This window comes from Bacillus sp. LK2, assembly GCF_001043575.1.
Taxonomy (GTDB): Bacteria; Bacillota; Bacilli; order Bacillales; family Bacillaceae_G; genus Bacillus_A; species Bacillus_A paramycoides.
This window is the reverse complement of the sequence record NZ_LDUK01000002.1, coordinates 71,981-95,740: the sequence shown is the minus strand read 5'-3', so window position 1 is coordinate 95,740 and position 23,760 is coordinate 71,981. Positions and strand designations below refer to the sequence as shown.

General features: G+C 34.7%; 22 protein-coding genes and 2 pseudogenes. All 24 read right to left on the bottom strand.

Annotation, left to right across the window (positions count from 1 at the left end; translation table 11 throughout):
- Positions 1–51: 51 nt before the first annotated feature.
- The 24 genes and pseudogenes from VK90_RS02360 to VK90_RS02255 all read right to left on the bottom strand — a co-directional run bounded on the left by VK90_RS02360 (position 52) and on the right by VK90_RS02255 (position 23,739).
- Positions 52–720, bottom strand: coding sequence for a Yip1 family protein (locus tag VK90_RS02360; RefSeq protein ID WP_048370181.1), 669 nt, complete (start codon positions 718–720; stop codon positions 52–54).
- A gap of 124 nt (positions 721–844) precedes the next feature.
- Complete coding sequence (locus tag VK90_RS02355; protein ID WP_048370180.1) at positions 845–2,044, bottom strand: ABC transporter permease; 1,200 nt, start codon at positions 2,042–2,044, stop codon at positions 845–847.
- On the bottom strand, positions 2,041–2,721 hold the full coding sequence (locus tag VK90_RS02350) for an ABC transporter ATP-binding protein (protein ID WP_002174269.1): 681 nt from the start codon (positions 2,719–2,721) through the stop codon (positions 2,041–2,043). The genes VK90_RS02355 and VK90_RS02350 overlap by 4 nt, the downstream gene beginning before the upstream one ends.
- Positions 2,718–3,908, bottom strand: a complete 1,191-nt coding sequence (locus tag VK90_RS02345; protein WP_048370178.1) for an efflux RND transporter periplasmic adaptor subunit — start codon at positions 3,906–3,908, stop codon at positions 2,718–2,720. The genes VK90_RS02350 and VK90_RS02345 overlap by 4 nt, the downstream gene beginning before the upstream one ends.
- Before the next feature lie 242 nt (positions 3,909–4,150).
- Positions 4,151–5,485, bottom strand: a complete 1,335-nt coding sequence (locus VK90_RS02340) for an MFS transporter (RefSeq protein WP_048370176.1) — start codon at positions 5,483–5,485, stop codon at positions 4,151–4,153.
- 19 nt (positions 5,486–5,504) lie between these two features.
- Positions 5,505–6,539 (bottom strand): ABC transporter substrate-binding protein, encoded by a 1,035-nt coding sequence (locus VK90_RS02335; RefSeq protein ID WP_048370175.1) that lies wholly within the window; start codon positions 6,537–6,539, stop codon positions 5,505–5,507.
- Complete coding sequence (locus VK90_RS02330; protein ID WP_025147125.1) at positions 6,536–7,318, bottom strand: DUF3919 family protein; 783 nt, start codon at positions 7,316–7,318, stop codon at positions 6,536–6,538. Before VK90_RS02330 ends, VK90_RS02335 begins: the two co-directional genes overlap by 4 nt.
- 66 nt (positions 7,319–7,384) lie before the next feature.
- Entirely contained in the window at positions 7,385–8,815 is a 1,431-nt protein-coding gene (locus tag VK90_RS02325; RefSeq protein WP_048370174.1) for a HAMP domain-containing sensor histidine kinase, read from the bottom strand.
- Between the two features lie 11 nt (positions 8,816–8,826).
- A complete protein-coding gene (locus VK90_RS02320) occupies positions 8,827–9,435 on the bottom strand; it encodes a response regulator transcription factor (protein ID WP_048370172.1) in 609 nt (202 codons plus the stop codon).
- Between the two features lie 183 nt (positions 9,436–9,618).
- A complete protein-coding gene (gene galE, locus VK90_RS02315; protein WP_048370170.1) occupies positions 9,619–10,611 on the bottom strand; it encodes a UDP-glucose 4-epimerase GalE in 993 nt (330 codons plus the stop codon).
- 110 nt (positions 10,612–10,721) lie between these two features.
- Positions 10,722–11,501, bottom strand: a pseudogene (locus tag VK90_RS02310) (SGNH/GDSL hydrolase family protein).
- Between the two features lie 105 nt (positions 11,502–11,606).
- A complete protein-coding gene (gene tagU / locus VK90_RS02305; RefSeq protein ID WP_048370169.1) occupies positions 11,607–12,512 on the bottom strand; it encodes a polyisoprenyl-teichoic acid--peptidoglycan teichoic acid transferase TagU in 906 nt (301 codons plus the stop codon).
- Positions 12,513–12,683: 171 nt separating this feature from the next.
- Positions 12,684–13,709: an SDR family NAD(P)-dependent oxidoreductase gene (locus tag VK90_RS02300; protein ID WP_048370167.1), complete on the bottom strand. Its 1,026-nt coding sequence runs from the start codon at positions 13,707–13,709 to the stop codon at positions 12,684–12,686.
- Positions 13,687–15,060, bottom strand: a complete 1,374-nt coding sequence (locus VK90_RS02295; protein WP_048370166.1) for a UDP-glucose dehydrogenase family protein — start codon at positions 15,058–15,060, stop codon at positions 13,687–13,689. The genes VK90_RS02300 and VK90_RS02295 overlap by 23 nt, the downstream gene beginning before the upstream one ends.
- Positions 15,061–15,237: 177 nt before the next feature.
- A complete protein-coding gene (locus tag VK90_RS02290; RefSeq protein WP_053081313.1) occupies positions 15,238–15,810 on the bottom strand; it encodes an acyltransferase in 573 nt (190 codons plus the stop codon).
- The gene (locus VK90_RS02285; RefSeq protein WP_048370164.1) at positions 15,807–16,703 is read right to left on the bottom strand and encodes a glycosyltransferase family 2 protein; all 897 of its coding nucleotides are present in this window, start codon (positions 16,701–16,703) and stop codon (positions 15,807–15,809) included. Before VK90_RS02285 ends, VK90_RS02290 begins: the two co-directional genes overlap by 4 nt.
- On the bottom strand, positions 16,703–17,878 hold the full coding sequence (locus VK90_RS02280; protein WP_048370163.1) for a glycosyltransferase: 1,176 nt from the start codon (positions 17,876–17,878) through the stop codon (positions 16,703–16,705). The genes VK90_RS02285 and VK90_RS02280 overlap by 1 nt, the downstream gene beginning before the upstream one ends.
- On the bottom strand, positions 17,875–19,323 hold the full coding sequence (locus VK90_RS02275; protein WP_048370162.1) for a hypothetical protein: 1,449 nt from the start codon (positions 19,321–19,323) through the stop codon (positions 17,875–17,877). The genes VK90_RS02280 and VK90_RS02275 overlap by 4 nt, the downstream gene beginning before the upstream one ends.
- The gene (locus tag VK90_RS02270) at positions 19,301–20,569 is read right to left on the bottom strand and encodes an oligosaccharide flippase family protein (protein ID WP_048370161.1); all 1,269 of its coding nucleotides are present in this window, start codon (positions 20,567–20,569) and stop codon (positions 19,301–19,303) included. Before VK90_RS02270 ends, VK90_RS02275 begins: the two co-directional genes overlap by 23 nt.
- Positions 20,570–20,596: 27 nt before the next feature.
- Entirely contained in the window at positions 20,597–21,697 is a 1,101-nt protein-coding gene (locus VK90_RS02265) for a glycosyltransferase family 4 protein (RefSeq protein ID WP_048370160.1), read from the bottom strand.
- Positions 21,697–21,915: pseudogene (locus tag VK90_RS27920) on the bottom strand (acetyltransferase); the annotation flags it as partial. The pseudogene VK90_RS27920 and the gene VK90_RS02265, both read right to left, overlap by 1 nt.
- Entirely contained in the window at positions 21,903–21,992 is a 90-nt protein-coding gene (locus VK90_RS30085) for a PglD-related sugar-binding protein (protein ID WP_197088194.1), read from the bottom strand. The pseudogene VK90_RS27920 and the gene VK90_RS30085, both read right to left, overlap by 13 nt.
- Positions 21,989–22,624: a sugar transferase gene (locus tag VK90_RS02260; RefSeq protein ID WP_048370159.1), complete on the bottom strand. Its 636-nt coding sequence runs from the start codon at positions 22,622–22,624 to the stop codon at positions 21,989–21,991. Before VK90_RS02260 ends, VK90_RS30085 begins: the two co-directional genes overlap by 4 nt.
- Complete coding sequence (locus VK90_RS02255; RefSeq protein WP_048370158.1) at positions 22,624–23,739, bottom strand: DegT/DnrJ/EryC1/StrS family aminotransferase; 1,116 nt, start codon at positions 23,737–23,739, stop codon at positions 22,624–22,626. The genes VK90_RS02260 and VK90_RS02255 overlap by 1 nt, the downstream gene beginning before the upstream one ends.
- Positions 23,740–23,760: the final 21 nt, after the last annotated feature.

Below are 23,760 nucleotides of genomic sequence, written 5' to 3'. Positions count from 1 at the left end.
GGGGTAAAAATAAAAAAGGTGACTCTCGGAAGAGCCACCTTTTTTATTTTATTATTGGAACATTCCTTTTAACGCACCAAATCCAATAGTTAAGATGAAGAAGATAACCATAAGAATTGTTGCTTTCTTTTTACTTAAACCAGCTGTAATTTGAAGACCTAACCACGTTATAACAAATCCCCAAATTGTGAACACTTCAATGTTATTTGCAATACCTTTTGCAACACCACCACTTGAAGCGAAAATCGGTCCTAAACCAGTGTACATTTCTTGTCCTGACCCGCCTAAAACAAGTGCTAAAACTGTATTTATTAATAAACCAAGTAATGAAATAATGCTTGAATACACACTAATGGTTAATAATTTTTTATAAGAAGTATCATTGCTCATTAACATCATTAATACTTTATACACTGCTGCGCTAATAAAGGAACCTATCCCCATAACTAAAGCACCAATCCCGAACCCCATACCAAACGTCACTGCAGGCGGAACATCAAAACCTAAATCCTTGTTAAGTTTAATGGCTTCTGGAGTTAAGGATCCTACATAAGCAGCAAGACCTCCAACAATCCCCGCTAATAAAACAAGTATCCAAAACGCACCCCAGACCGCATTACTAGTCTTCATTCTCTCAAACTGTAAGCCTGGAGAAGTAATCATCCCAAATAAAGAGGGCTTCTCTCCGCCAACTTTTTGCGTATTCAAATTCGCTTCCATTACAACGCCTCCTTCTATTTATATAACCCGTTCTAACGGGCGGTTCACATCCTCATGTAGAGGCTACGAACCGCCCACTAGAACGGTGACGTGTAGTAGAGAACCTCTCTACTACACTAATAATCTACTCATAACGAAGTGCTTCAATTGGATCTAATTTCGCAGCTTTGTTTGCTGGAATTAATCCGAAAATAATACCAAGTGTCATAGAGAATAGTACTCCTCCTACAACAACTTCCCATGAAACGAGCGGTGGCCATTTTGCGAATGTGGAAACAATATATGCCCCGCCATATCCAAGACCAATTCCAATCAAGCCACCTAGAAGCGTTAACATAACTGCTTCAATTAAAAACTGTAATAAAATTTTACTACGCGTCGCTCCGAGCGCTTTACGTATCCCAATTTCACGCGTACGCTCCGTTACAGATACGAGCATAATGTTCATTACACCAATACCGCCAACGACTAGTGAAATACCAGCGATACCGCCGATAATCATCGTCATTATACCAGTTACTTTAGAAACCCCTTCTTGGAACTCTTTTAAGTTTACCAATTCATATTTACCTGGAATATCACTTGGCTTACGACTATTTAATACATCAACAGCTTTTTTCCCCGCTGCTTCTAAATCGTCTACATTTTTAGATTGAATTGCAATACTTTGAATTTCATCTGTTCCGTATAAAACAGGCCATAAAGTAAGAGGAATTAACATTTCCTCAGCCTCGAATCCCATAAATTCATTATCTGATTTATAGACACCGATAATTTGCATCGGTTGTCCTTTCATTTCAATGATTTTTCCTACTGGATTTTCATCTTTAAATAACGTCTCTTCTGTTTTCGTACTAATCATAACAACGTTATTTCCTTGTGAAATATCAGATTCATTTAATGAACGGCCTTTGACCATCTTCACTTTATTTACTTCAAAATACTCACTATCAAGTCCGATAACATTAATCATTGATTTTTTATCATTAATATCCATTGTTTCCATCGTATTATTCGTTGTAATAACATGAGAAACATCTTTAATTTGCTTTACTTCCATAATATCTTCTTCTGTTAATTTCGGGACTTGATGCCCCCCCATGCTAAACTCATCATTAATATCTGGTTTAAACTGAATTGGCATAAGATTATTACCAGAACCAGCGATTTTCGACTTCAACATCGCTTCCCCACCCTGTCCAATCGCAACGACAGTAATAATCGAACCTACACCAATAATAATTCCAAGCATTGTAAGAGCTGAGCGCAGTTTATGAGCTAGAATAGAAGATAAGGCAATTTTTATACTATCTAGTAGACTCATACCGCACACCTTCTATCTTCTGTAATTTCCCCATCTCTCAGTACAATACGACGAGAAGAATAAGCGGCTACCTCTTCTTCATGCGTAACCATAACAATCGTCGTACCCTCTGCATTGAGCTTCGTGAAAATATTCATAACTTGCTCACCAGACTTCGTATCAAGCGCACCTGTCGGCTCATCGGCCATAATAAACGTTGGATTATTTGCAATCGATCTCGCAATAGCGACACGCTGCTTCTGTCCACCCGATAATTCACTAGGCAAATGGTGTACTCTATCTGATAATCCAACTTTCCCCAGTGCTTCAAGAGCTCTTTGACGACGCTCTGCTTTCTTCACTCCACCATAGATGAGCGGAAGTTCAACGTTTTCCACTGCGGAAAGACGCGGTAATAAATTAAAATGCTGGAATACGAAGCCAATATATTCATTTCGAATTAAAGCAAGCTTTGACTCGTCTGCTGTTAAGATATTCACATCATTCAGCATATATTCGCCTTCTGTTGGACGATCTAAACAACCGATAATATTCATAAGCGTTGATTTACCAGAACCCGACGGCCCCATAATAGAAACAAACTCACCACTTTGAATCGTTAAACTAATACCATGCAAAATCGGCACTGCCAATTTCCCTTGATAATACGTTTTAGAAATATTATTTAACGTAATCATTTCTCTTTCACTTCCATTCCGTCATACACGTTGTCGGAAGGATTTTTAACCACCTTTTGCCCCACTGTTACGCCTTCAACAACCTCTGTCCAGTCTCCATCAGTAGAACCTTTTTTCACATTTTGTTTACGAAGTTTTCCTTTGTCTTCGATATAAACGAATGCATCTTCGCCTTTTTCTACAATGCTCTTACTTGGCACAGCAATCATCGTCTTATTCTCTAAATTTACTTGTAAAGAAACGTGATAACCTGGAGATAAACCATCTTGACTATCCAGACTTGCTTTATATGTATATTGAGACATATTTTGAGTCGCTTCACCTAGACCAGCCGATTGAGCCATCTCTGCACTTGTTGGGAATTCGCTTACTTCTGTAATCTTACCTGTCCACTTCTTCTTATTATTTGCTTTCGCCGTTACAGTAAACGTTTGATCCTTTTGAATTTGTGACTTCTGAAGTTCTGTTAATGTCCCTTGAACTTGGAACGGATCTTTAGAAGCAACTTGTAAGAATGCCTTCCCTTGACCACCTAACGCTTGAGATGAACTTTGCGCCGCATCTTTATCTAACTTTTGAACAACACCAGCAAAATTACTATAAATCGTAAGCTCGTTCTGCTTTTTATTTAACTCTTCTTTCTGCAACTTTCCTTTCTCTTTCTCAAGGTCAGTTGTTTTTTGTGTCATCTCTAACTCACTTAATTGCTCGTCCATCTGGTCTGTTACTTCTTTCCCAGCCCCGCCATCTTTTGCTTTCTTAATTTCTTTCTTCAATGAATCAATCTTCTTTTTCCCTTGATCATAACGCATATCAGCCATCTTCTGATCAAGCTCAGCTTGCTTCATTTGAAGATTAATTTCTTCATTATCATAAGAGAATAATTTCGTTCCCTTCTCTACCTCTTGTCCTTCTTTCACCGCAATATCTTTCACTTTTCCTTTAGTCGGATCCGCATAGAAACTTTCAATATTCCCTGGCTTCACCTGGCCTGAAATTAATTTCGTATTATTAAGCTTACGCTCTGTCACTTTCTCAAAACTTACAGCATCATTCGTCGCTATACCTTTCTTCTTACCTTGCATCACAAAAATATTAACTGCTGCTACAATAACAATTAGTGCAATAACCCCGATAATAATCCATTTCTTCTTCTTGTTTGGAGTACGAACCGTATTTGGTAACATATTCTCTCTCCTTTTATAACTTAATAGTTTAATAGATAATAGAATTGTACAAAACTTTCTGAAAACAAAATGCATATTATTACATTTTTTTTACAAAGTTTTACACATTCATTTGTATTGTAACAAAAATTCCAATGATTAGGAATATGACATCCTATCTTTTAAGATAGTTTTAAGGAAATATTATATTATATAGAAAAAGCCATCCAAAATGATAATTGGATAGCTTTCCTAATAAACGATTACGCTACTTTAGAACCTTTTCTCTCATGTCCCATTTGAACAATCAGTAAGAATATTGTTGATAATACACCACCTGCTAACAGTAACATGAAGCAACCATCCCAGCCAGAACGATCAACAATAATACCAATTGCTGCGTTTGCTACGAAGCTTCCTCCAACATAACCAAACAGACCACACATACCAACAGTTGTATCTACTGCAAATTTCGGTACTAATTCCATTGCACTTAAACCAATTAAAAACTGTGGTACATAAATTAAACAACCGATAACAGAAACTGCAATACTCACAACAAGTATGCTAGTTGCTTGCCAATATACAACCGTACCAACAACAACCCCAGCCATACTAATAACACACAATGGCATACGTTTCCCTTTGAATAATTTATCGCTTAAAAAGCCGACAATTAAAGAACTCGGAATCGCTGCTGCCTCAAATATTGAATACGCTGCATGCGCTTCTGTTTTTGTAAAACCTTTCACTGTTGTTAAGTAAATTGGTACCCAGTTAATAACACCGAAGCGAATTAAGTAAACAAATGCATTGGCAATACATAAGAACCAAACAAATTTATTTTTCACTACATATTTCATTAAAATTTCTTTTGATGACATCTTGTTAGCATTATCTGCTTTTTCAAGATCTTCATAGTCATTACGATACTCATCAATTGGCGGAAGACCTTCAGATTCTGGTGTATCCTTCGCATTAATCCATACTAGAACTGCAATTACCATAGCGATAATCGCTGGGAAAATAAATACGCCACCTTGCCAATGACTTTCACCAAAAATACCTACACCAATTCCAATGAATGGCGGAACAAGTAATCCACCAACGTTATGTGAAATATTCCAAAGACCTGTTTTCGTACCACGTTCTTTCTTTGAAAACCATTTCGTCATAACGATACTACAAGGTGGTGCTCCCATACCTTGTACAATACCGTTTAGAACAAGTAAAGTTAAAATCATCCCAAAGGAAGATGCAAAACCGAAACAAATATTAACAAGCCCAGATAAAAATAAACCTACTGCAATAAATCGTTGAGCAAAAGCCTTATCCGATAAATTCCCCATAAAGAATTTACTAAGTCCATAAACAACAGCCATTACTGCGCCTAATAACCCGATTTGTGTAGTGCTAAATCCGTACTCGTCTACTAAATACGTAGTAGATAAATTAAAATTACTACGAACTAAATAATAAGCAGCATACCCAACTGAAATCCCGATTAACACACGAATACGTAGTAATCGATATACACGGTCGATCATATTCGCTGGCAATCTCTCAATTGCAGGTGCTGGCTTAAGCCATTTAAACATATTCTTTCGTCTCCTTTTCTCACTTCTGAGAGAGACGTTGTCTATTCCATATCTCGATTATTCCACTATTTGATATATTTTGGTTTGTCCTTCTAACTGGCTGACCTTCTATTTCTTTCTCATTCTTCGCAAACATCGTTGGTACGCCAAACGAAACTTTTTCTAAAATGTGACCCGCTTCTTCTGATAAACAATAATCAATAAATAAATCCGCAATAATACCACTCGGTGCACGTTTTAGTTTTGAAATCGTATTGACAGACAAACCTGTTTGCTCAGGTTCGTTACTTAAAATAGGAAAGCCTCGTTTTTGAAGCATTCTCTGATCTCCCATAAAATTGATGCCTATCATATATTCACCACTTGCCACAAGTTCTGCTGGTATGTAACCATTCACTGTTACTTCTCCAACCTGTCCTGCAAGATGCTTCACATACGCCTTCGCTTCCTCTTCACCTAAAGTATCAATAAGGGATTGAAAAAACGTATATGCAGTACCCGAAACATTTGGATCTGGCATAACAATCTTTCCAGTGTACGCAGAGTTTAATAAATCTTGCCACCTGGATGGATACGGTAGACCGAGCGGTGCTATTTCTTCGTTCCACCGCTCTTTATTAATTGCGATTGCCAATTTCTCTACTTCGTAACCGTACCAATAACCATCTTTATCTTTAACAGTTTTTGAAATACGATTCGCATGCTGGCTCGTCACAGGAATAGACAGATCCTTTTGCTTCATCATTTGATGTGCATCTACTGTACCGCCAATAATAATATCCGCTTTCGGATTTCCAGATTCCTCTTCCACTCTTCGAAGAAGTTCTTCTGTCGAAAGACGAATAAATTCATACGTACATCCTCGCGGTTTACAAAATGATGAAAGCAATGCCTCACCAACTTCCTCGCGGGCCGCTACATATGCAACAAGATGACGATCATCCAAAATAGGGAGACCACTTTTATTATATTTAATAGAGGTTGTATCTCGAGAGCAACTAGACATCGCTCCTCCAATTACTAGCAAAAAGAAGAAAAAGGCTATCTTTCTCATGACGCATTCTCCTTTACGAATAACTCTGCTAGAGAGCCTTTCATATACATGACATTCCCGTTATTATCACCGAGGTATTGCACAACAAAGTACGATGGATACACAGAAATCGTAAGAATATCCTCTCGCTCATTCTTTACACGCTTGCCTGTTTTATAGGCAGTAATATAAGCAATCGGTTCATTCTGTGATTGTAATAATTTCTGAATTTCTCCGTAATCTGTAATTTGCTTTGCGTATCGAATAGAATCAAATATTCGCGTAAGATCTATAGTACGTATTACATCCCCTTGCCTCACTACAACTTCCTTTGCCTCCGCAAAGAAATTACTAATGCGCTCTGGTGTATAATACAGACTTAACAAATACGTTTGCAATGCTGAGATCATCGGATCCGTACCATTCTTTCCGTATACATTAGCCTCATACTGGAACAAGTCACCTACTGCAAAAGTACGTTTATGTCCATTCAAGTACGTTACTTCTCCAGTAAATACTTGTTCTTGATTCCTCGCTTCTCTCGGTTCTACTCGAATTCGGTCAAAGAATGAAACAATCGTATGCAAACGAACTTCATCCGTTACAACAATTTCTCCCCACTTCTCATGCCTTACTTTCACTTCAGTAGGAAGGGATTCATTCACTCTTTGTAAAACGGCTTGTTTGTCATCCACAATCGTGATTCGATTATATATTTGCTTCTCAATAACATAAAACAAAATAAGAGAAACGATCATACAAAAGACAAACACAAGAATTTGAAATGATAGCCTTTTCATTTCTGCCTACCTCCAAGATAAAAAAACGTTGTTTCGAAAATACCGCATAATTGTTTCATAAATGTATCATTTAACCGCTTTCAAGTTTTTTATATCTTCCATCCGTCTTGGGAGTAAAAATGTCATACATATTGTAGTTCCCATTTCTTCACTACTCTCAATTCGCATACTCCCGCCTTGCTTCTTCATAATCTCCTGACAAATGTATAAACCATAGCCATTCCCGTAATTAGAAGGAAGCACCTTACCTTCCGGAGACTCATTCCACTCTGCAAGCACACCTTCATCCATACCAATACCATCATCATGAACAAAAACCTTTGCTTCCTGCTCATTTATAATTACATTCATACGAACTCGCGTAGCATCACTATATTTAATCGCATTATCAAGCACATTCAAGAAAATTTGCTTCGTCTTATCAAAATCCGCGACGACGTGTACTTCTGCTAGCTCATTCATAACTTCGATTTCAAACTGCTGCAATCGAGGTTTCACAATCGAAATTGCTTCTTCTGCCAATTCTTTTATATTCACGACTGTAGGTGACACTTCAAACGTACTCGTCCCATACTTTGAAGATTTAAGTAATTCCTCTACAAGCGATAATAAACGCTCACTTTCTACAGCCACATAACGGAGACTCTCCTGAACATCTTCCTTCGATTGTAACTTCGGAATTAAATCAACATAACCGATAATCGCTGTGAGCGGTGTTTTCAGCTCATGCGTAATGCGGTCTAAGAAATCTTTCTGTTTCTCTTTCTCTTCCTTCAGCTGCTTAATATGCAGTTCAATTCCATCAGCCATCGCATTAAAAGATGCTGAAAGCTGCGCAATTTCCACATACTCATTCAGCTCAATCTTGCTTTCATAATCTCCATTCGCAAGCCGCTGCGCCATTTGCCTTAACTGATCAATTGGTTTATGAAGAGACTTCGCCAAACGAATCGCAAAGAAAATACCAGCAGCTACTAGGCAAAGAGACGTTATTAAAAACGTCCAACTCACATTTGTTAAAACTTCCTTCTCATCCGTTAACTCATTGATAAAACGAATACTCCCAATGACATCGTTTCCATAATAAACTGGACTTGAAAACAAAAGAATTGGAGCTGGATCTCCCTCCTCGAAAACATACGATTTCTTTCCCTTCAAAGAACTCTCAATATCGATATTTCGATGAAGTAATGCTCCTTTTTGTGTATCCGCAACAACATCTCCATTCTTCCCAATCATCTGCACACGGATATCCATTCGCTTCGCTAAATACGAAGCAATTAAAAGCGAATTAGGACCTAGCGTCTCCACTTCTGCTTCCTTCTCTAAATAATTCATCGTATAAATTTGCGCTTCTACACTTAACTTTTCTAAGGAATCTGCCGCATTATGATACACATTCTTCTCCAGTGCAATATAAACAACTGCATACAAAAGAACAAGAATTGGAATCAACAATCCAACTATTCCAAACACCATATTTCGTTTTAAAGACATATCATCACCACTTAACAATCCAGCTTATAGCCAACGCCATAAATCGTCTTAATATACTCCCCACTATTACCTAGTTTCTTTCGAAGTCTTTGCACCATAATATCAACTGCTCTCGTATTTCCGATATACTCAAAGCCCCATACCTTCTCAAGTAACTCATCTCTCATAAACACACGCTGCGGATTCGAAACAAACAACTGACATAAATTAAACTCTCGATACGTTAACTGAATTTCTTGTCCACTCACATGTACCTTTCTTTCCTTTGGACAAATTACCAATTCTCCTGCTCGGATTACCTCATGATTAGAAGACACTTCTTCCTTCCTCACACGCCGACTCATATTTTTCACACGAAGAATAAGCTCCGCATAATTAAAAGGCTTCGTCACATAATCGTCCGCACCAAGCTGTAGACCAAGCAATTTATCATTCATCTGACTCTTTGCTGTCAGCATAAGCACTGGAATATCGTGATCCTTCTCTCGGAATAAACGTAATAACTCATACCCATCCGTATCAGGAAGCATCACATCTAAAATGAGTACATCCGGCTGCTCATTCCATCTCTCTAAAGCTTCTCTCCCATCAGCTGCCGTCAATACTTCATACCCTTCCATTTACAACTGCATCCGAATCAAATTACGAATACTCGATTCATCATCAACTACAAGTATCTTCATCATTCTCCTCCTTCCGTCCTGTATTATAGTACAGTTTAGTATAGCAAAAATCATACAAAAAAAGAGAGGGTATTGTCGAACATATGTTGAACGACGATCCCCTCTCTTTTTTATTTTTACTTATTTCTCATAACCATGAGGTTTCTTCTGATGCCAATTCCACGCATGCTCAATAATTGTCTTCACATTTACATGCTCAGGATTCCACCCTAACTTCTCTTTCACCTTTTGAGAAGAAGCTACTAAACGCGCTGGATCTCCTGCTCGTCTTGGTGCAATCTCTGCTGGAATTTCATGATTCGTAACTTCACGAACTGCATCAACGATTTCTTTCACACTGAAGCCATTACCATTCCCTAAGTTATAGAAATCACTTTCCCCGCCATTTTGTAGATCCTTAAGTCCAAGGAAGTGTGCTCCTACTAAATCATCAACATGAATATAATCACGGATACAAGTACCGTCTGGTGTATTATAATCATCACCAAACATCATAATCTTCTCACGTTGACCTAATGCAACTTGTAAAACAAGAGGTATTAAGTGTGTCTCAGGGCAATGATCCTCACCAATAATGCCACTTGGAGTTGCACCAGCTACGTTAAAGTATCTGAAAATCTTATATTTTAAATTAGAAGATTGACTATACCAATGGAGCATCTTTTCAATCGCTAGCTTTGTTTCACCGTATGTATTCGTTGGATTTGTTAAAGTTTCCTCAGTAATAAGATCAACATCTACCTCGCCATAAGTAGCCGCAGTAGAAGAGAAAATAAACTTATCTACTTTAAACTTGTCCATTACTTCTAGCAAGCAAAGTGCGCCGTACACATTATTGTTATAATATTGAAGAGGCTTCTCCATACTAACGCCGACTAAAGAATCAGCAGCAAAATGCATAACCGCTTCAATATTTTCTTGTTTAAAAACATCTCTTAGAAAACCTTTATCACGAAGGTCCCCTTTATAAAACTTTGCACCCTCTGTAATCGCATCTTCATGACCAGTTTGTAAATTATCAACTACTACTACAGATAGGCCTTCATCTATTAATTTTTTTACAGCATGAGAACCGATGTAGCCAGCTCCACCACAGATTAAAATTGAATTCATCTTTCTTCCTCCTACATATTATCTCCCTAATATAAAAGGTATGCGATTAATGGCATACCTTTTACATAAACAAATTACTTAGCTACAAAATAATTTGTCACATATTGCGCTCAAACGCCATATCCTTTAGCATTTGGGAAACTGAATTCCTCTTGTAAATACGGTAAAATCTCTTTCGTAGTTGCATTTGACCATGCTTCCCAATGGTCAACATATGCATAACCATTTTGCTTCGCAAATTGCTTTAATGCTTCAACTGCTTTCGGATAATTTTTCGCACCATATATTGGGTTTGGTGGTTGAATCATAATCGTAGCATCTTTCGCACTGCTCGAAAGTTCTCCAACAAACTTTTGCGCATTAGCAACAGAGTTTCCATTACCCATTTTATGATTTTCTGTAATGAACGGTGCTTCAAATCAAATAACATCTGGTTTTGCTTTCGCAATATCTTGAGCACGTTTATTTGCAATTAGCTCCTCAGTGCTTTCATTCTTATATTCCTTAACCGTCACATTCCATAAACCTTTACCGTAACTTGCATCCAAGTTAGATACAAACTTAGATACCCAAGCGTCTTTTACAGGTGAAGAAGCATCATCACCAACAATAACAAGATTCACTGCCTTTTTATCTTCAGCAGCTTTCTTTAACTTCTCTTTCACTGCATCTGGTAAATTCTTTGCGTATGCTTCATTAAAAGATGCCTTTGCATCTTGTTTCTCTTCTTTGTTCGTCTTATTGTTCTCTACTTTAGTCTTTGTCGTTTTTACCTCATTTTTTTGTGCTGTTGCATTCGCAACCTTCTTACTCCAGTGTATCTTACCACTTACAATAGCATCTACAAACAATACGAACATAACAAGGACCGTTATTGCTTTCTTGCTCATCGATTCACTTCGTCTAATAGTCTTACATCATATAATACTAATATAAAAACACAAAAAAATAAACCCAACTCTTTCCAAAAGAGTTGGGTTTATCCGTATTATTACTTATTTTAGCTCAAGATGTGCTTTTAATTTATTTGTTAAATCTTGCTTCGCTGCGTCTGGAACATAGTAATACCAAATACCGTCAGCTGCTTTATGTCCGTCACCTGGGATTTGAATATCTTCACTATTTTGCAAGCAATTCTTATAATTCTTTTGCATATCAAACATTTGATCTTGTGTTAAGTTTGTTTTCACGTTCTTTTGGATTGCTGTAAGTACATCTCCATAATTTGATAAAGAAGATAAGTTTGCACCTTTTTTAATAACTGCTTGCATCACTTGGCGTTGACGCATTTGACGACCAAAGTCACCACGTGGATCTTCTTTACGCATACGAGTATACGCTAAAGCTTGATCACCTGTTAAATGAATATTCCCTTTTTGGAAGTGCTTTCCTTCAAGAGAGAATTCTAAATCATTATTTACATCAACACCGCCCACAGCATCAACAATATCCTTAAATCCTTCCATATTAACTTCTATGTAGTAATTAATAGGCACACCTAAGAACTTTTCGACTGTTGCGACAGACATATCTACTCCACCAAACGCATAAGCGTGGTTAATTTTATCACTTTTTCCTTTACCGACAATTTCCGTATACGTATCACGAGGGATACTTAACGTCTTTATAGAATTGTTCTTCGGGTTTAAAGTAATAACCATTAAAGAGTCAGAACGCCCTTTATCTTCACCGCGTTCATCTGCACCTAGTAATAGGATTGAAACAGGTTCAGATTTATTGATTTTTTCTTCTTGTTTATTATTTTGATCACGCTTTAAAGGTTTATGAACTTCATCTAATGTTTTTGAAACAGAAGAATATATATTATAAGCGTAGACTCCTCCACCTATAATTAATACTCCTATGATTCCTAATATCCATAATAGGATTTTCTTTTTCATTATTATAGACCTCTTCTTTCCATCATTCTGAATAAATATCCAGATAATAAAAGTATCAATTTATTCTCTTATACTAAGAATGACATTCTATAGCCAGTATATCAAAGTATATTCTATCTTAAGTAACCTAAACCTTTGATAGATTTTTCTTTCCCAAAAGCATAATCAATATTATTTCACTTTATAATACTCTACATACCAATTGGCGAACTCCTGTAAGCCTTTTTCTATAGGAGTTTCAGGTTTAAAATCTACAGCCTTCTGTAATAAATCAGTTGATGCATAAGTAGCTGGTACATCTCCTGGTTTAATAGGCACAAACACCTTTGCAAATGCCACTTCTCTTCCTAAAGCTTTACCTAGCACTTTCTCTAATGTTTCAATAAACACCATTAATTTTTCAGGGTTATTGTTTCCAATATTGAATACCTTATGTTCAACATCTCCTTTAGGTGGATTACTCAAAAGACGTTGAATTCCCTCAACAATATCATCTATATAAGTAAAATCACGATATAGGTCATTTTCAAAATCACCATTATTAAATATCTTGATTGACTCACCAGCAAAATACTTATCAGTAAATCCAAAGTAAGCCATATCCGGACGTCCCATAGGACCGTACACCGTAAAGAAACGAAGTCCAGTAGCAGGAATTTTATACAAATGACTATATGTATGTGCCATTAGCTCATTTGATTTCTTAGTAGATGCGTAAAGTGATACTGGGTTATCTACAAAGTCTGTTTCCTCAAACGGCACCTTCTTATTAGCCCCATAAACAGAACTTGATGATGCATATACAAGATGGTCTACTGGATAATGTCTACACGCTTCAAGAATATTATAGAAACCAATAATATTGCTTTGAATATACACATCTGGATTTTCAATTGAATATCTTACACCTGCTTGTGCAGCTAAATTTACAACAATATTAGGCTTGAGCTCTTCAAAAATCTTCTTAATCATATCCTTATCAGAAATATCCCCTTTAATAAAAGTAAATTTCTCATATGGCTTAAGTTGCTCCAAACGAGCATATTTAAGATTCACATCATAATAATCATTTATATTATCAACACCTATTACTTTGCAACCTTGCTCTAGTAATTTTTTAGATAAGAAGTATCCTACAAAACCAGCAGCTCCAGTAATAAGGTATATTTTATTTTTATCTAGAGGCTTGTAAATCACTGTTATTCAACTCCTCCATGCGATCTCTACTTGTTGATTTTCTACCAATAGAATGATATTCTATGCCTGCTTCTTGCATTGCTTGCACATCATAAATGTTTCTACCATCATAAATTAGAGGTGTTCGCATTAATGTTTTATAAATTTCTGGAGTTAATGCCTTCACTTCTCCCCATTCTGTGAAAATAAAGCAGACGTTTGCACCTTCTAAAGCTTGTTCAATATCCGTAGCATATGTGATATTACCGTTCTTATTTTTCCCCTTTGGATACACTTTAGCAAAGTTATTCGCACCTACTGGATCAAATGCATAAATATCTGCGCCTTGCTCTAACAGTAGAGGAATATTTTCAAGAGATGCAGCTTCTCTTAAATCATCTGTACCAGATTTAAATGTCAATCCTAATACCGCCACTTTAAGACCGTTAAAAGTAATTAATCTTTGACTCGCTTTTTTGTATAATAGAGTCTTTTGATCTTTATTTACATCAATGGCAGCTTTTATCGTTCTTAATTCATAACCGTTTTGTCTCGCTAAGTACTCTAATGCTTTAGTATCTTTAGGGAAGCATGATCCTCCAAACCCAATACCTGCATTTAAAAATTTGCTTCCAATACGCTCATCAAAGCTCATACCTTTTGCAACATCTTGAATATCCGCACCAACTAACTCACAAAGATTAGCAATATCATTCATATAAGAAATCTTAAGAGCTAGGAAATCATTAGAAGCATATTTAATCATCTCTGCTGATCTTCTATTTACTGAAACGATAGGTAAATGGAATGGTTTATACAGATCCATTAACACTTTTTCAGCCCATTTACTTTCTGTACCAATAACAATCCTTTCTGCATATAGCGTATCATGAACCGCAGATCCTTGAGCTAAAAATTCTGGATTTGATGCCACTTCTACTTTCACATCATTAACTAAAAAGTCCTGAATAAACTGCTCTACTTTGTCATTTGTTCCAATTGGAACAGTTGATTTTACAACAATAAGGCAATCCTTTTCTAAACTTTCAGCAATTTGTTTCGCAACGGTTGCAATATATGAAAGGTTTGCAGAACCATCAGCTTGTTCAGGAGTTCCTACACCAATGAAAATTGCATCTGCATCTTTATATGCTGCCTTGTAATCCATTGTATAATTAATTCTTCCAGCAGCATAATTTTTCTGCATTAAACCCTCTAAGTCAGCTTCATAAATTGGTGAAACACCAGATTTCATTAATTCAACTTTTTTCTCATCAATATCAACGCAAGTTACTTGATGACCAACCTCAGCAAAACATACCCCTGCTACCAGACCAACATATCCTGTTCCTGCTACTGCTATTTTGTACATATTTACCTTCCTCTTCATATCTTAATTCACAATTCTATATCCCTCAATAATATAGAAGAGACAAGCACCATACTACCTTATATTAATACCCTAATTTGATATTCATTTCCTTTTAAAAACTAACTAAAATAATTTATTAAGTAGAATTTCTTAACTTAGTACCCAAATAAAATCGAACTAAATCCCCTTTATTTTTTTTGCAGGCACTCCAGCATATAACGAATTCTTATTTGCCCTCCCCTTAACAATTGAACCCGCGCCAATAACAACATTATCCTCAATAATCGTTCCCGATAAGACTCTTACTCCTGCCCCTAACCAGACATTAGAACCTATACTAATAGATTTTGGAATTACTGGGTTATCCCTATATACAGTCCCCGAAGTATAATCATGTTCAAAAGATACAATTGTACAATTATGTGCAATTGAAACATCCTTTTTTATTTCTACTCCACCAGTAGCGTCAATGTAACATAGAGGATGGAAGCTAACATTATCCCCTACTACTAAATTTTCTAACTTAAAGAAATATACTCCGGGTTTAATTAAAACATTATCTCCACAAGATTTGCATAAAACTTTAAATATAGTATATCTTATCCCTAAACCTAAATATCCTGGTAAATTTCGATTTAACCCTAATAAAGAATACAATATCTTCCGTGGAAATAAACTCCAAATACCTACCATTATTTTTAGTAAAATTTGGAGTTTTTTTACTTTCTCTCTTCCTCTCAATTTTTTCAAGCCCTCCCCATTAGATAATTAATAATATCCTGTTTTACTTTATTTTTATTTGCCCCATATTTCAATCTCCAAATAAACAATGCAAGCATTCTAAAAGGAACTGGATAAATCCTATATTTATTAATAATTTTTGGTATTGGATGATTATTTTCTTTCAAAATATTGAATAATGTAATTCTTGCTAAATCCTTATTTAAAATCTTTCCTAGTCTTTTTTTCATAGATACTTTTTGTATAGATGAACTTGTATTATTCTGATGTCTTCTATAGCACATTAAAGGCTCAGCAAAAGCATAACCTTTATTATAAGTTAGTAATAATTGTATTAGAGCGAAATCCTCCCCTTGAACTAAGGTTGGGAATCCCCCTACTTTCAGAAAATCATCTTTTCTTACAAGAAGGCTACTTGTAGGTACTGAATGGATACGAAAATTCCAATCAAAACCTACTACTCTTGGGGGTAAAGTGTATAAATCAAATACTTTTTCATGATTCTCCGAAATTATACTATCAGTTTCAATATCATCATGTATTATCAGGCCATTTGAGAATACAAAAGAAATGTCTTTTTCTTCTTTAAAAATTCCCATTTGTTTTTCGAGTTTATTAGGAAACCAAATATCATCGGCATCAAGAAAAGCAACAAAATCCCCATTAGCAACACTGACTCCCTTGTTCCTTGCGCCAGAAGCCCCACTATTTTTCTGAGTAACATATTTAAATCTTTTCTTATTATTTTCTAACCATTCAATCGTTCCATCATTTGACCCATCATCTATAATAATAATTTCTTTATTTGTGTACGTTTGATTTTCTATACTTTTTACCGCAAATTCTATTAACCTTCCTGGATTATAACTTGGTATTATAACACTAACTAATGGCTTTTTCATCAATCCCCATCCGCCTTAAAAGCTTCTTTAAATTCATTAAAATAGTTTATCTTCTTCTCCTTCAGGATGCTCTCTCTATAATTCTTAATCTCATTAATTCCTAAACTGGAAAGTTCACTTAGTAAAGAAGGAGACTCCATTAATCTTGTAATGGCTTTAGCTAATCCCTCGTAATCACCAACAGGAGCTATACACTCTTTAGGTAGAATTTCAATTGACCCAGAAACTTCTGTTGATACTACCGGTAGTCCTCTAGCTAATGATTCAAGAACTACCCTAGGCATACCCTCAGTAAGAGAAGATAGGACAAATAAATCATTTCGATCATATAAATTAAAAAGTTCCTCGCCCCATGGTACAAAACCATGAAAATTCACATGTTGTTCTATTTCTAAATCTTTCACAAACTGTTTTAATTCAGATTCAAGTGGGCCTTTCCCAACTATATTTAATTGGATATTATAATTAAAGTTTTTCACAATGAAATGAAGCGCTTTTATTAAAGTCTTTTGATCCTTATAGGGACTTAAATTACCTACATTAATTATTTTAAAAGGTTCTGACTGTTGTTCCCAAACCCTTGATTTTTTTATAAAAGAATCTGGCAATCTTAAATCACTTATTACTGCTGCTTTAATTTTATTTTTCGGTGCATATCTTTCTTTTAAAGTGTTAGAAACATAAATACACCCATATGCACCTTCAAGATGTTTCATGTGCATCTTTAGAAAAATTTGTTTCACAACCTTAGAAAAAGGAATACCCCTAGCTTTTAAAAAGCCTTCATGCATCGATTGCTCTCCTCTACTTTCAACAACATAAGGCTTTTTATACTTTTTTAAGGCACTAAACGCAAACTCTGCTTCAAATGATGGACTATGCAATATTCCACCATCTAACGATTTAACTAACAGATGAATCTTATTTCTCATTTTTACTATACCAATTGCATCTTTTTTCTTAATAGCAGATGAATCGATAAACTTTATCCTTTTATTATCAGCCTTTTTACATCCAATTGGAAGTGTAGTTACTTTTTTTAGTGGAGCTAGAACAAAGATTTCATCAAAACTTTTAAGATATTCATCCCACATCGTATTATTATATGATGTCGTTGCCCAAATCCCATCTTGATTTTCATAGTATTGTGAACTTATAGCGAAAATTATTTTCATATAATAAACCTCTTTTTTCTAAATTTCATATATATTACTAACGGAATGATTAAAACTAAATCCTTTGTAACATGCCATAATATTAATCTTGAATCGTGTAACAAAAATTCTGCACCAAATGTAACTAACAAGCCAGATACAATTGGTGTAATACTCCCCAGTTTATTTCTATTTATTACTTCATTAATGACTTCTAAAAAATAGCCAAATATAATTGCTAAAGTCCATATCCCTAGTAATCCAAAGTTTACATAACTTTCAGCCCAGAATCCTCCTATTTTTGCCGTAGTAGGTCTATATTGCTCATAAAATCCTCTACCAGATTCTGCATCATGGGACAGAGCAATCATTCCTGGGGGTTTATTTGGTACAATCCAACTAGGTAACATAGTTAAAATAGCATCAACATAAGTTTTTCCATACTGGTAATCAATATTACCGTTTGGTTGTAATTCTTGATAATATAACATCCAAATATAATATCGCCCCAAATCTGTAGCAATTGTATAACCAGGCGTCAACTGCTCATATTGATTTTGAATAGAATTTCGATAATTACTATCTACAAGATAATTCGTATCATATTCTGTATATTTGAATAACTTATATTGTGTAAGCAATGGTATTAATACGAGTGTAATTATTATCAGTTTTGTGATATTAAACTTTTTATTTAAATAATTTATATAGATATGCAATCCCCAAAATGAATAGATCAAAATAAAAAATCGGCTTCCTCTATCTAAATTAAATAGTGAAATCAAGACTACAATAACTAGTAAATATACTATTCCTAAAAATTTTACAGCCTTGCCTTGCTTAGGAACCTTACTAGCCCAATTAAAATATAAAAATATTAACCCTACACTAAAAAAATCATTTAGAACATAAAGGGTCCCAGTTAACACCCCTAAACCTACCCCTGATTCTATAACCATATTTGCACTAAAACCAACTAGTATATAAAGAAGGGCGAGTAAAGAAATATTAGGTACCTTTATTTCTTCGTTATTAAAATTTTCTTTTTTCGCTCCCCATCTAATCTTTTTTCTAATATAACTTCCTAAAAAAAACAACGGTATTATCGGTAACGAAGTCCAAGCGATAAAAGCGATTAGACTAGTAAAATTAGATGGTAAATTATTTGCGATTGGTTGATGAGTTATCAAATGGTACAATGGGGAATAAATAAAAATTAATATCGAAGTATAAGTAAAAACAGCCCAAATATCCAAAGTGGGCACCTTATGAAAAATTATTAATACTATTCTTCGAATTATAAATAAAGCTGTAATTGCAATAGGAATTACAGTCAATATTTCATTCGTGCTTAAGAACAAAAATGATATTGAACAAAAAATCACAAAAAAGATTACGAGTAATACATTAATTAATAGTGGTAATGAAATTGAATTTCCAACCTTACCCATGTTGTTGTGTTTCATAACTTACTTTCCTTTCATTTACTTTATTCACCCTTAAAATTATTGCAAATCTTCCAATTGCAGTAATACAAGAGCCCACAAGTAAAGTAATAGCGGCACCATATAATCCCCATATAGGTATTAATAAAAACGAACAAATACATGTGGCAATTAACATAAAAATAAGTTGAGGTAACTCATTCTTATAGGTCTTAGTTGCAATAGTTGCGTACCCCATAAATTCAGCAGGATATCTAAAAATAGTCGCTGCCATTAAAATGGTTAAAAGTGAAGAGTATTCAATATACTCCGGTCCAAAAAGAATGTACAATAACAACTCCCCAAGATAAAAAGTCAATAACGTACTTAACAGGCCTAACATCACACCGAAGGTAACTAATTTGTTAAATAATTTATTAAAATCACTTTTTGATTCTCGATTACTATAACGAGATAACCTATTGCAAAAAGATTGCCCTATCGCACCAACAAGAGTATTTCCAGCTATCATTAAATATGAAAGGGCTGTGAAGTATCCCAACTTTTCAGTATCCATATAATAAGTAATAAAATACCTAGTTATATTTGTATTTAATGAGTATAAAAGAGAAATGATCCCTAAAGGCAATAAAGCCCTATATAAATAACTAATCTTTTTAATATCATTAGGTAATCTCAAGTAATCTTTAATATTTTTTTTCCTATTAATATTGATTTTGGGGATATCATATATTAAAAGTATAAACAGCCACGACAAGCCTATACTAAAAGTTGCCAATAAAATGTCTCTTGTTAAATAATAAAAAATAAAGAATAAAAAGGTTGATGAAATACCTTTTATAAAATTTGAAAATCCTACTTCATGAAGTTTTTCTTGTTGTTGTAAAAATCCATAAACTAATTCTGAAACTAATTGAACATTTTTTGCTAGCAAGTAAACAAAAACCAATTGTGTTACGTTAGAACTAGCATTTGTAACAAAGCAAATAACTAATGATGCTATAGTTCCCAATACTACATTTAAAATTACAATTTCAATATAAGAAGATAAATTACTATCTTCACTGGTAACTTTATTTCTAATTTGCATTGTAAAAAACATGTATACTGGGCCTGTAATTGCTAGCATTAATCCAAATTCTCCAACAACTTTAGCATCACCTAATCTTGCCAATATAATTATTATTAAAAATTGTGCTGCCATAAAAAATGCTGATCCCATAAAAACCGATATAACTTTAAGTAACATAGACTTAGAATTAGTCATAATATCATATAACCCTCTTATTTATAATCATTTCTGTACACTATTAAATATTTTATTTATTACCTCTACATAAGCGTTTAGAACAATATTTCTATCAAATTCTTTTTCTACTTTTTTTCTACCAGCTAACCCCATTTTCTCTTTATCTTGCCACTCCATACCTAAAAAGCTCTCTATTTTTTCTATTAAATCTTGACTGTTTTGTTGCTTAACAATTAAGCCATTTTCTCCATGTTCAACAATTTCTCGGCAACCACTTCTATCAGTTGTAATGATAGGTCTTCCACAAGCAGCACTTTCAAGCAATACATTAGACATACCTTCAGGATAATATGTAGGATGAATAGTACAATGAGAAAGTTTATGAAACTCTTTGACATCACTTTGCATTCCATGATATTGAATTATCCCTTTCTCATGCATTATCTTTAATTTTTCTTCATATTCGTCCTCACAAAATCCTAAAATGTGGAATACAGTATTTGGATATTTCTCTCTTATATATTTAGCCGCATCTAAATATTGATCAATCCCCTTCTCTTCCATTACACGTGCAATAAATAGAAAGTTTACTGTCTCCGTTGATGGATAATCTAACACTGAATATTGTTCAAGGTTAACCCCTGATCCAGGTAATAATTTATAATTACTAATAAAAATTCTTTCATTTATAAAGTTTTCATTTTCTTTATTTTGGAAAAATACACATTTTGCTTTTTTTAGTGCTATTTTATACAAAAATAAAGTAATTCGTTGGAGTGCTCCATGATTTTCTACAGCTGTACCCAACCCCGTAATATTAGCTATATAAGGAATACTATTAACTCGACACATTAATCCACCATAAATATTAGGTTTGATTGTATACGTTAAAACAACATCAGGTTTGACCTTATTAATAATTTTCCAATAACTATATATTAATTTCAAATCAGCTATTGGGTTGGTCCCTCTTCTGCTAATAGGTGTATTAATAAATTTACACCCCATCTCTTTTAATTCATTAATAAATTCGCCATCAGGAAGCGATATATATACCTCGTATTTTTCAAGCGATTCTTTTATTAATTCTCTTCTAAACTTATATAGACCAACATCATTGTTTGCTAATATAAGTACTTTTTTCATTAAACTACTCTCCTAGCAGGAACTCCGATATAAGTTCCAGTTTTAATTATATTTTTAACAATAACGGCCCCTGCGCCAATTTTACACTGGTTAGTAATACTAAAATTATTACTTATTATGCTCCCGATACCTAACCAAGTACCCCTGCCTATTTTAACGGTACCAGCTAAATGTGCACCTGGTGATACATGGACATAATCCTTAATTATGTTATCGTGTTATTCATTTTTAATGCAATATCAGCTATAACTTTTCCGTGTCCGCCAGCACCTATTATAAGGAGTTTTTTTTTCATAACTCCACCCTTCCTTTACTGCTCCCCTTAAATGGTTCCATAGTAGCTGCAGTTTCTGAATTAATCCCTTCTCTAATAAAGACTTTCTTGAGAGTTAAAAATATAATTTTCCAATCTGTAATAAAACTTACATTGTCTACATATTCTACATCGTAATTAAATTTGTCTTCCCAACTAATAGCATTCCGACCGTTAACTTGTGCTAAACCTGATAATCCTGGCCTAACTTCATGACGGCGCTTTTGATGTTCATTATATAACGGTAGATACTGAACTAATAAAGGTCTAGGTCCTATAATTGACATATCACCTTTAAAAATATTAAGCAGACCTGGTAACTCATCAAGTGATGTCGAGCGTAAAAATTTACCGAACTTAGTAAGTCTTACACCATCAGGTAACAGCTCATCTTTTTCATCTGTCATTGTTCTAAATTTATACATTTTAAAAATGTTTCCATGTAATCCTCGTCGCTCTTGTTTAAATAACACTGGACTGCCTAACTTTGTTTTCACGAGAAAAGCTACTATAAGAAATACTGGACTAAGCACTATAATAGCAATTAAAGACAGCATAAAATCCATTGGTCTTTTTATAAACTTTCTATAGGCGCTACCTTTAGAGCTCCTCATTATGCTAACCACAATCCTTTAATAATTTTCACGATTCTATCTAAATCTTCATCCGTCATTTTCGTATCACTTGGTAAGCAAACACCCTCCTCAAATAACTTCTCTGCTACACCCGTTCCAACAAAATCATACTTCTCAAAGAATGGTTGCAAGTGCATTGGTTTCCAAACTGGTCTAGATTCAATGTTTTCCTTTTCAAGAGCTTCCATCACATCGATTGGTCGAATCTTACCATTCAAAGTCATAGAACTTAACCAATAGTTTGGTTCATTCCAATCATTGCTAGGCATAAACTCAATGCCTTCAAGATTTCCTAATTCTCTCTTATAAAACTCGAATATGTATCTTTTCTTCTGAACTCTCTGATCTAATACTTTAAGCTGCCCTCTACCAATTCCGGCAACTACATTACTCATACGATAGTTAAAGCCTAATTCACTATGTTGATAATGTCTTGCTTGATCTCTGCTTTGAGTAGCCCAAAATCTTACTTTTGAAATTCGTTCCTTATCATTAGAAACGAGCATACCGCCACCAGAAGTAGTAATAATCTTATTTCCGTTAAAAGAGAAAATACCATAATCTCCAAAACTTCCAGTATGCTTACCTTTATAATAAGTACCTAAAGACTCCGCTGCATCTTCAATTAAAGCAACACCGTACTTTTTACAAAGTTCAACGATCTTATCCATATCCGAGGAAAGCCCATAAAGATGAACCACTATAACTGCCTTTACGTTTGGATATTTTTTGAATGCCTCTTCCAATGCTTTAGGACACATATTCCAAGTTTCATAATCACTATCTATAAAGACAGGAGTAGCATTTTGATAAATAATAGGATTTGCAGTAGCTGAGAATGTAAGTGTTTGACAAAAAACAACATCCCCCTTCTCTACTTCCGCCGCTTTTAGGGCCAGATGAATTGCAGCCGTTCCAGAAGATAGTGCTGCCGCTGCTTTAGATCCCACTTTCATAGCTAATTCTTTTTCGAATCCATTCACATTTTCCCCAAGTGGTGCAATCCAATTTGTATCGAAAGCTTCCTTAACATAATGCATTTCATAACCTTCATCACTCATATGTGGTGATGAAAGAAATATTCTGTCTCCCATTTAAAAAACTTCCTTCCCTTA

Coding starts and splice junctions, on each gene's coding strand:
- VK90_RS02360 (WP_048370181.1), bottom strand. CDS start 720: ATGGAAGCGAATTTGAATACGCAAAAAGTTGGCGGAGAGAAGCCCTCT.
- VK90_RS02255 (WP_048370158.1), bottom strand. CDS start 23,739: ATGGGAGACAGAATATTTCTTTCATCACCACATATGAGTGATGAAGGT.
- VK90_RS02350 (WP_002174269.1), bottom strand. CDS start 2,721: ATGATTACGTTAAATAATATTTCTAAAACGTATTATCAAGGGAAATTG.
- VK90_RS02345 (WP_048370178.1), bottom strand. CDS start 3,908: ATGTTACCAAATACGGTTCGTACTCCAAACAAGAAGAAGAAATGGATT.
- VK90_RS02325 (WP_048370174.1), bottom strand. CDS start 8,815: ATGTCTTTAAAACGAAATATGGTGTTTGGAATAGTTGGATTGTTGATT.
- VK90_RS02285 (WP_048370164.1), bottom strand. CDS start 16,703: ATGAAAAAGCCATTAGTTAGTGTTATAATACCAAGTTATAATCCAGGA.
- VK90_RS02265 (WP_048370160.1), bottom strand. CDS start 21,697: ATGAAAAAAGTACTTATATTAGCAAACAATGATGTTGGTCTATATAAG.
- VK90_RS02340 (WP_048370176.1), bottom strand. CDS start 5,485: ATGTTTAAATGGCTTAAGCCAGCACCTGCAATTGAGAGATTGCCAGCG.
- VK90_RS02335 (WP_048370175.1), bottom strand. CDS start 6,539: ATGAGAAAGATAGCCTTTTTCTTCTTTTTGCTAGTAATTGGAGGAGCG.
- tagU (WP_048370169.1), bottom strand. CDS start 12,512: ATGAAAAAGAAAATCCTATTATGGATATTAGGAATCATAGGAGTATTA.
- VK90_RS02355 (WP_048370180.1), bottom strand. CDS start 2,044: ATGAGTCTACTAGATAGTATAAAAATTGCCTTATCTTCTATTCTAGCT.
- VK90_RS02320 (WP_048370172.1), bottom strand. CDS start 9,435: ATGGAAGGGTATGAAGTATTGACGGCAGCTGATGGGAGAGAAGCTTTA.
- VK90_RS02275 (WP_048370162.1), bottom strand. CDS start 19,323: ATGAAACACAACAACATGGGTAAGGTTGGAAATTCAATTTCATTACCA.
- VK90_RS30085 (WP_197088194.1), bottom strand. CDS start 21,992: ATGAAAAAAAAACTCCTTATAATAGGTGCTGGCGGACACGGAAAAGTT.
- VK90_RS02330 (WP_025147125.1), bottom strand. CDS start 7,318: ATGAAAAGGCTATCATTTCAAATTCTTGTGTTTGTCTTTTGTATGATC.
- VK90_RS02260 (WP_048370159.1), bottom strand. CDS start 22,624: ATGAGGAGCTCTAAAGGTAGCGCCTATAGAAAGTTTATAAAAAGACCA.
- VK90_RS02270 (WP_048370161.1), bottom strand. CDS start 20,569: ATGACTAATTCTAAGTCTATGTTACTTAAAGTTATATCGGTTTTTATG.
- VK90_RS02280 (WP_048370163.1), bottom strand. CDS start 17,878: ATGAAAATAATTTTCGCTATAAGTTCACAATACTATGAAAATCAAGAT.
- VK90_RS02295 (WP_048370166.1), bottom strand. CDS start 15,060: ATGTACAAAATAGCAGTAGCAGGAACAGGATATGTTGGTCTGGTAGCA.
- galE (WP_048370170.1), bottom strand. CDS start 10,611: ATGAATTCAATTTTAATCTGTGGTGGAGCTGGCTACATCGGTTCTCAT.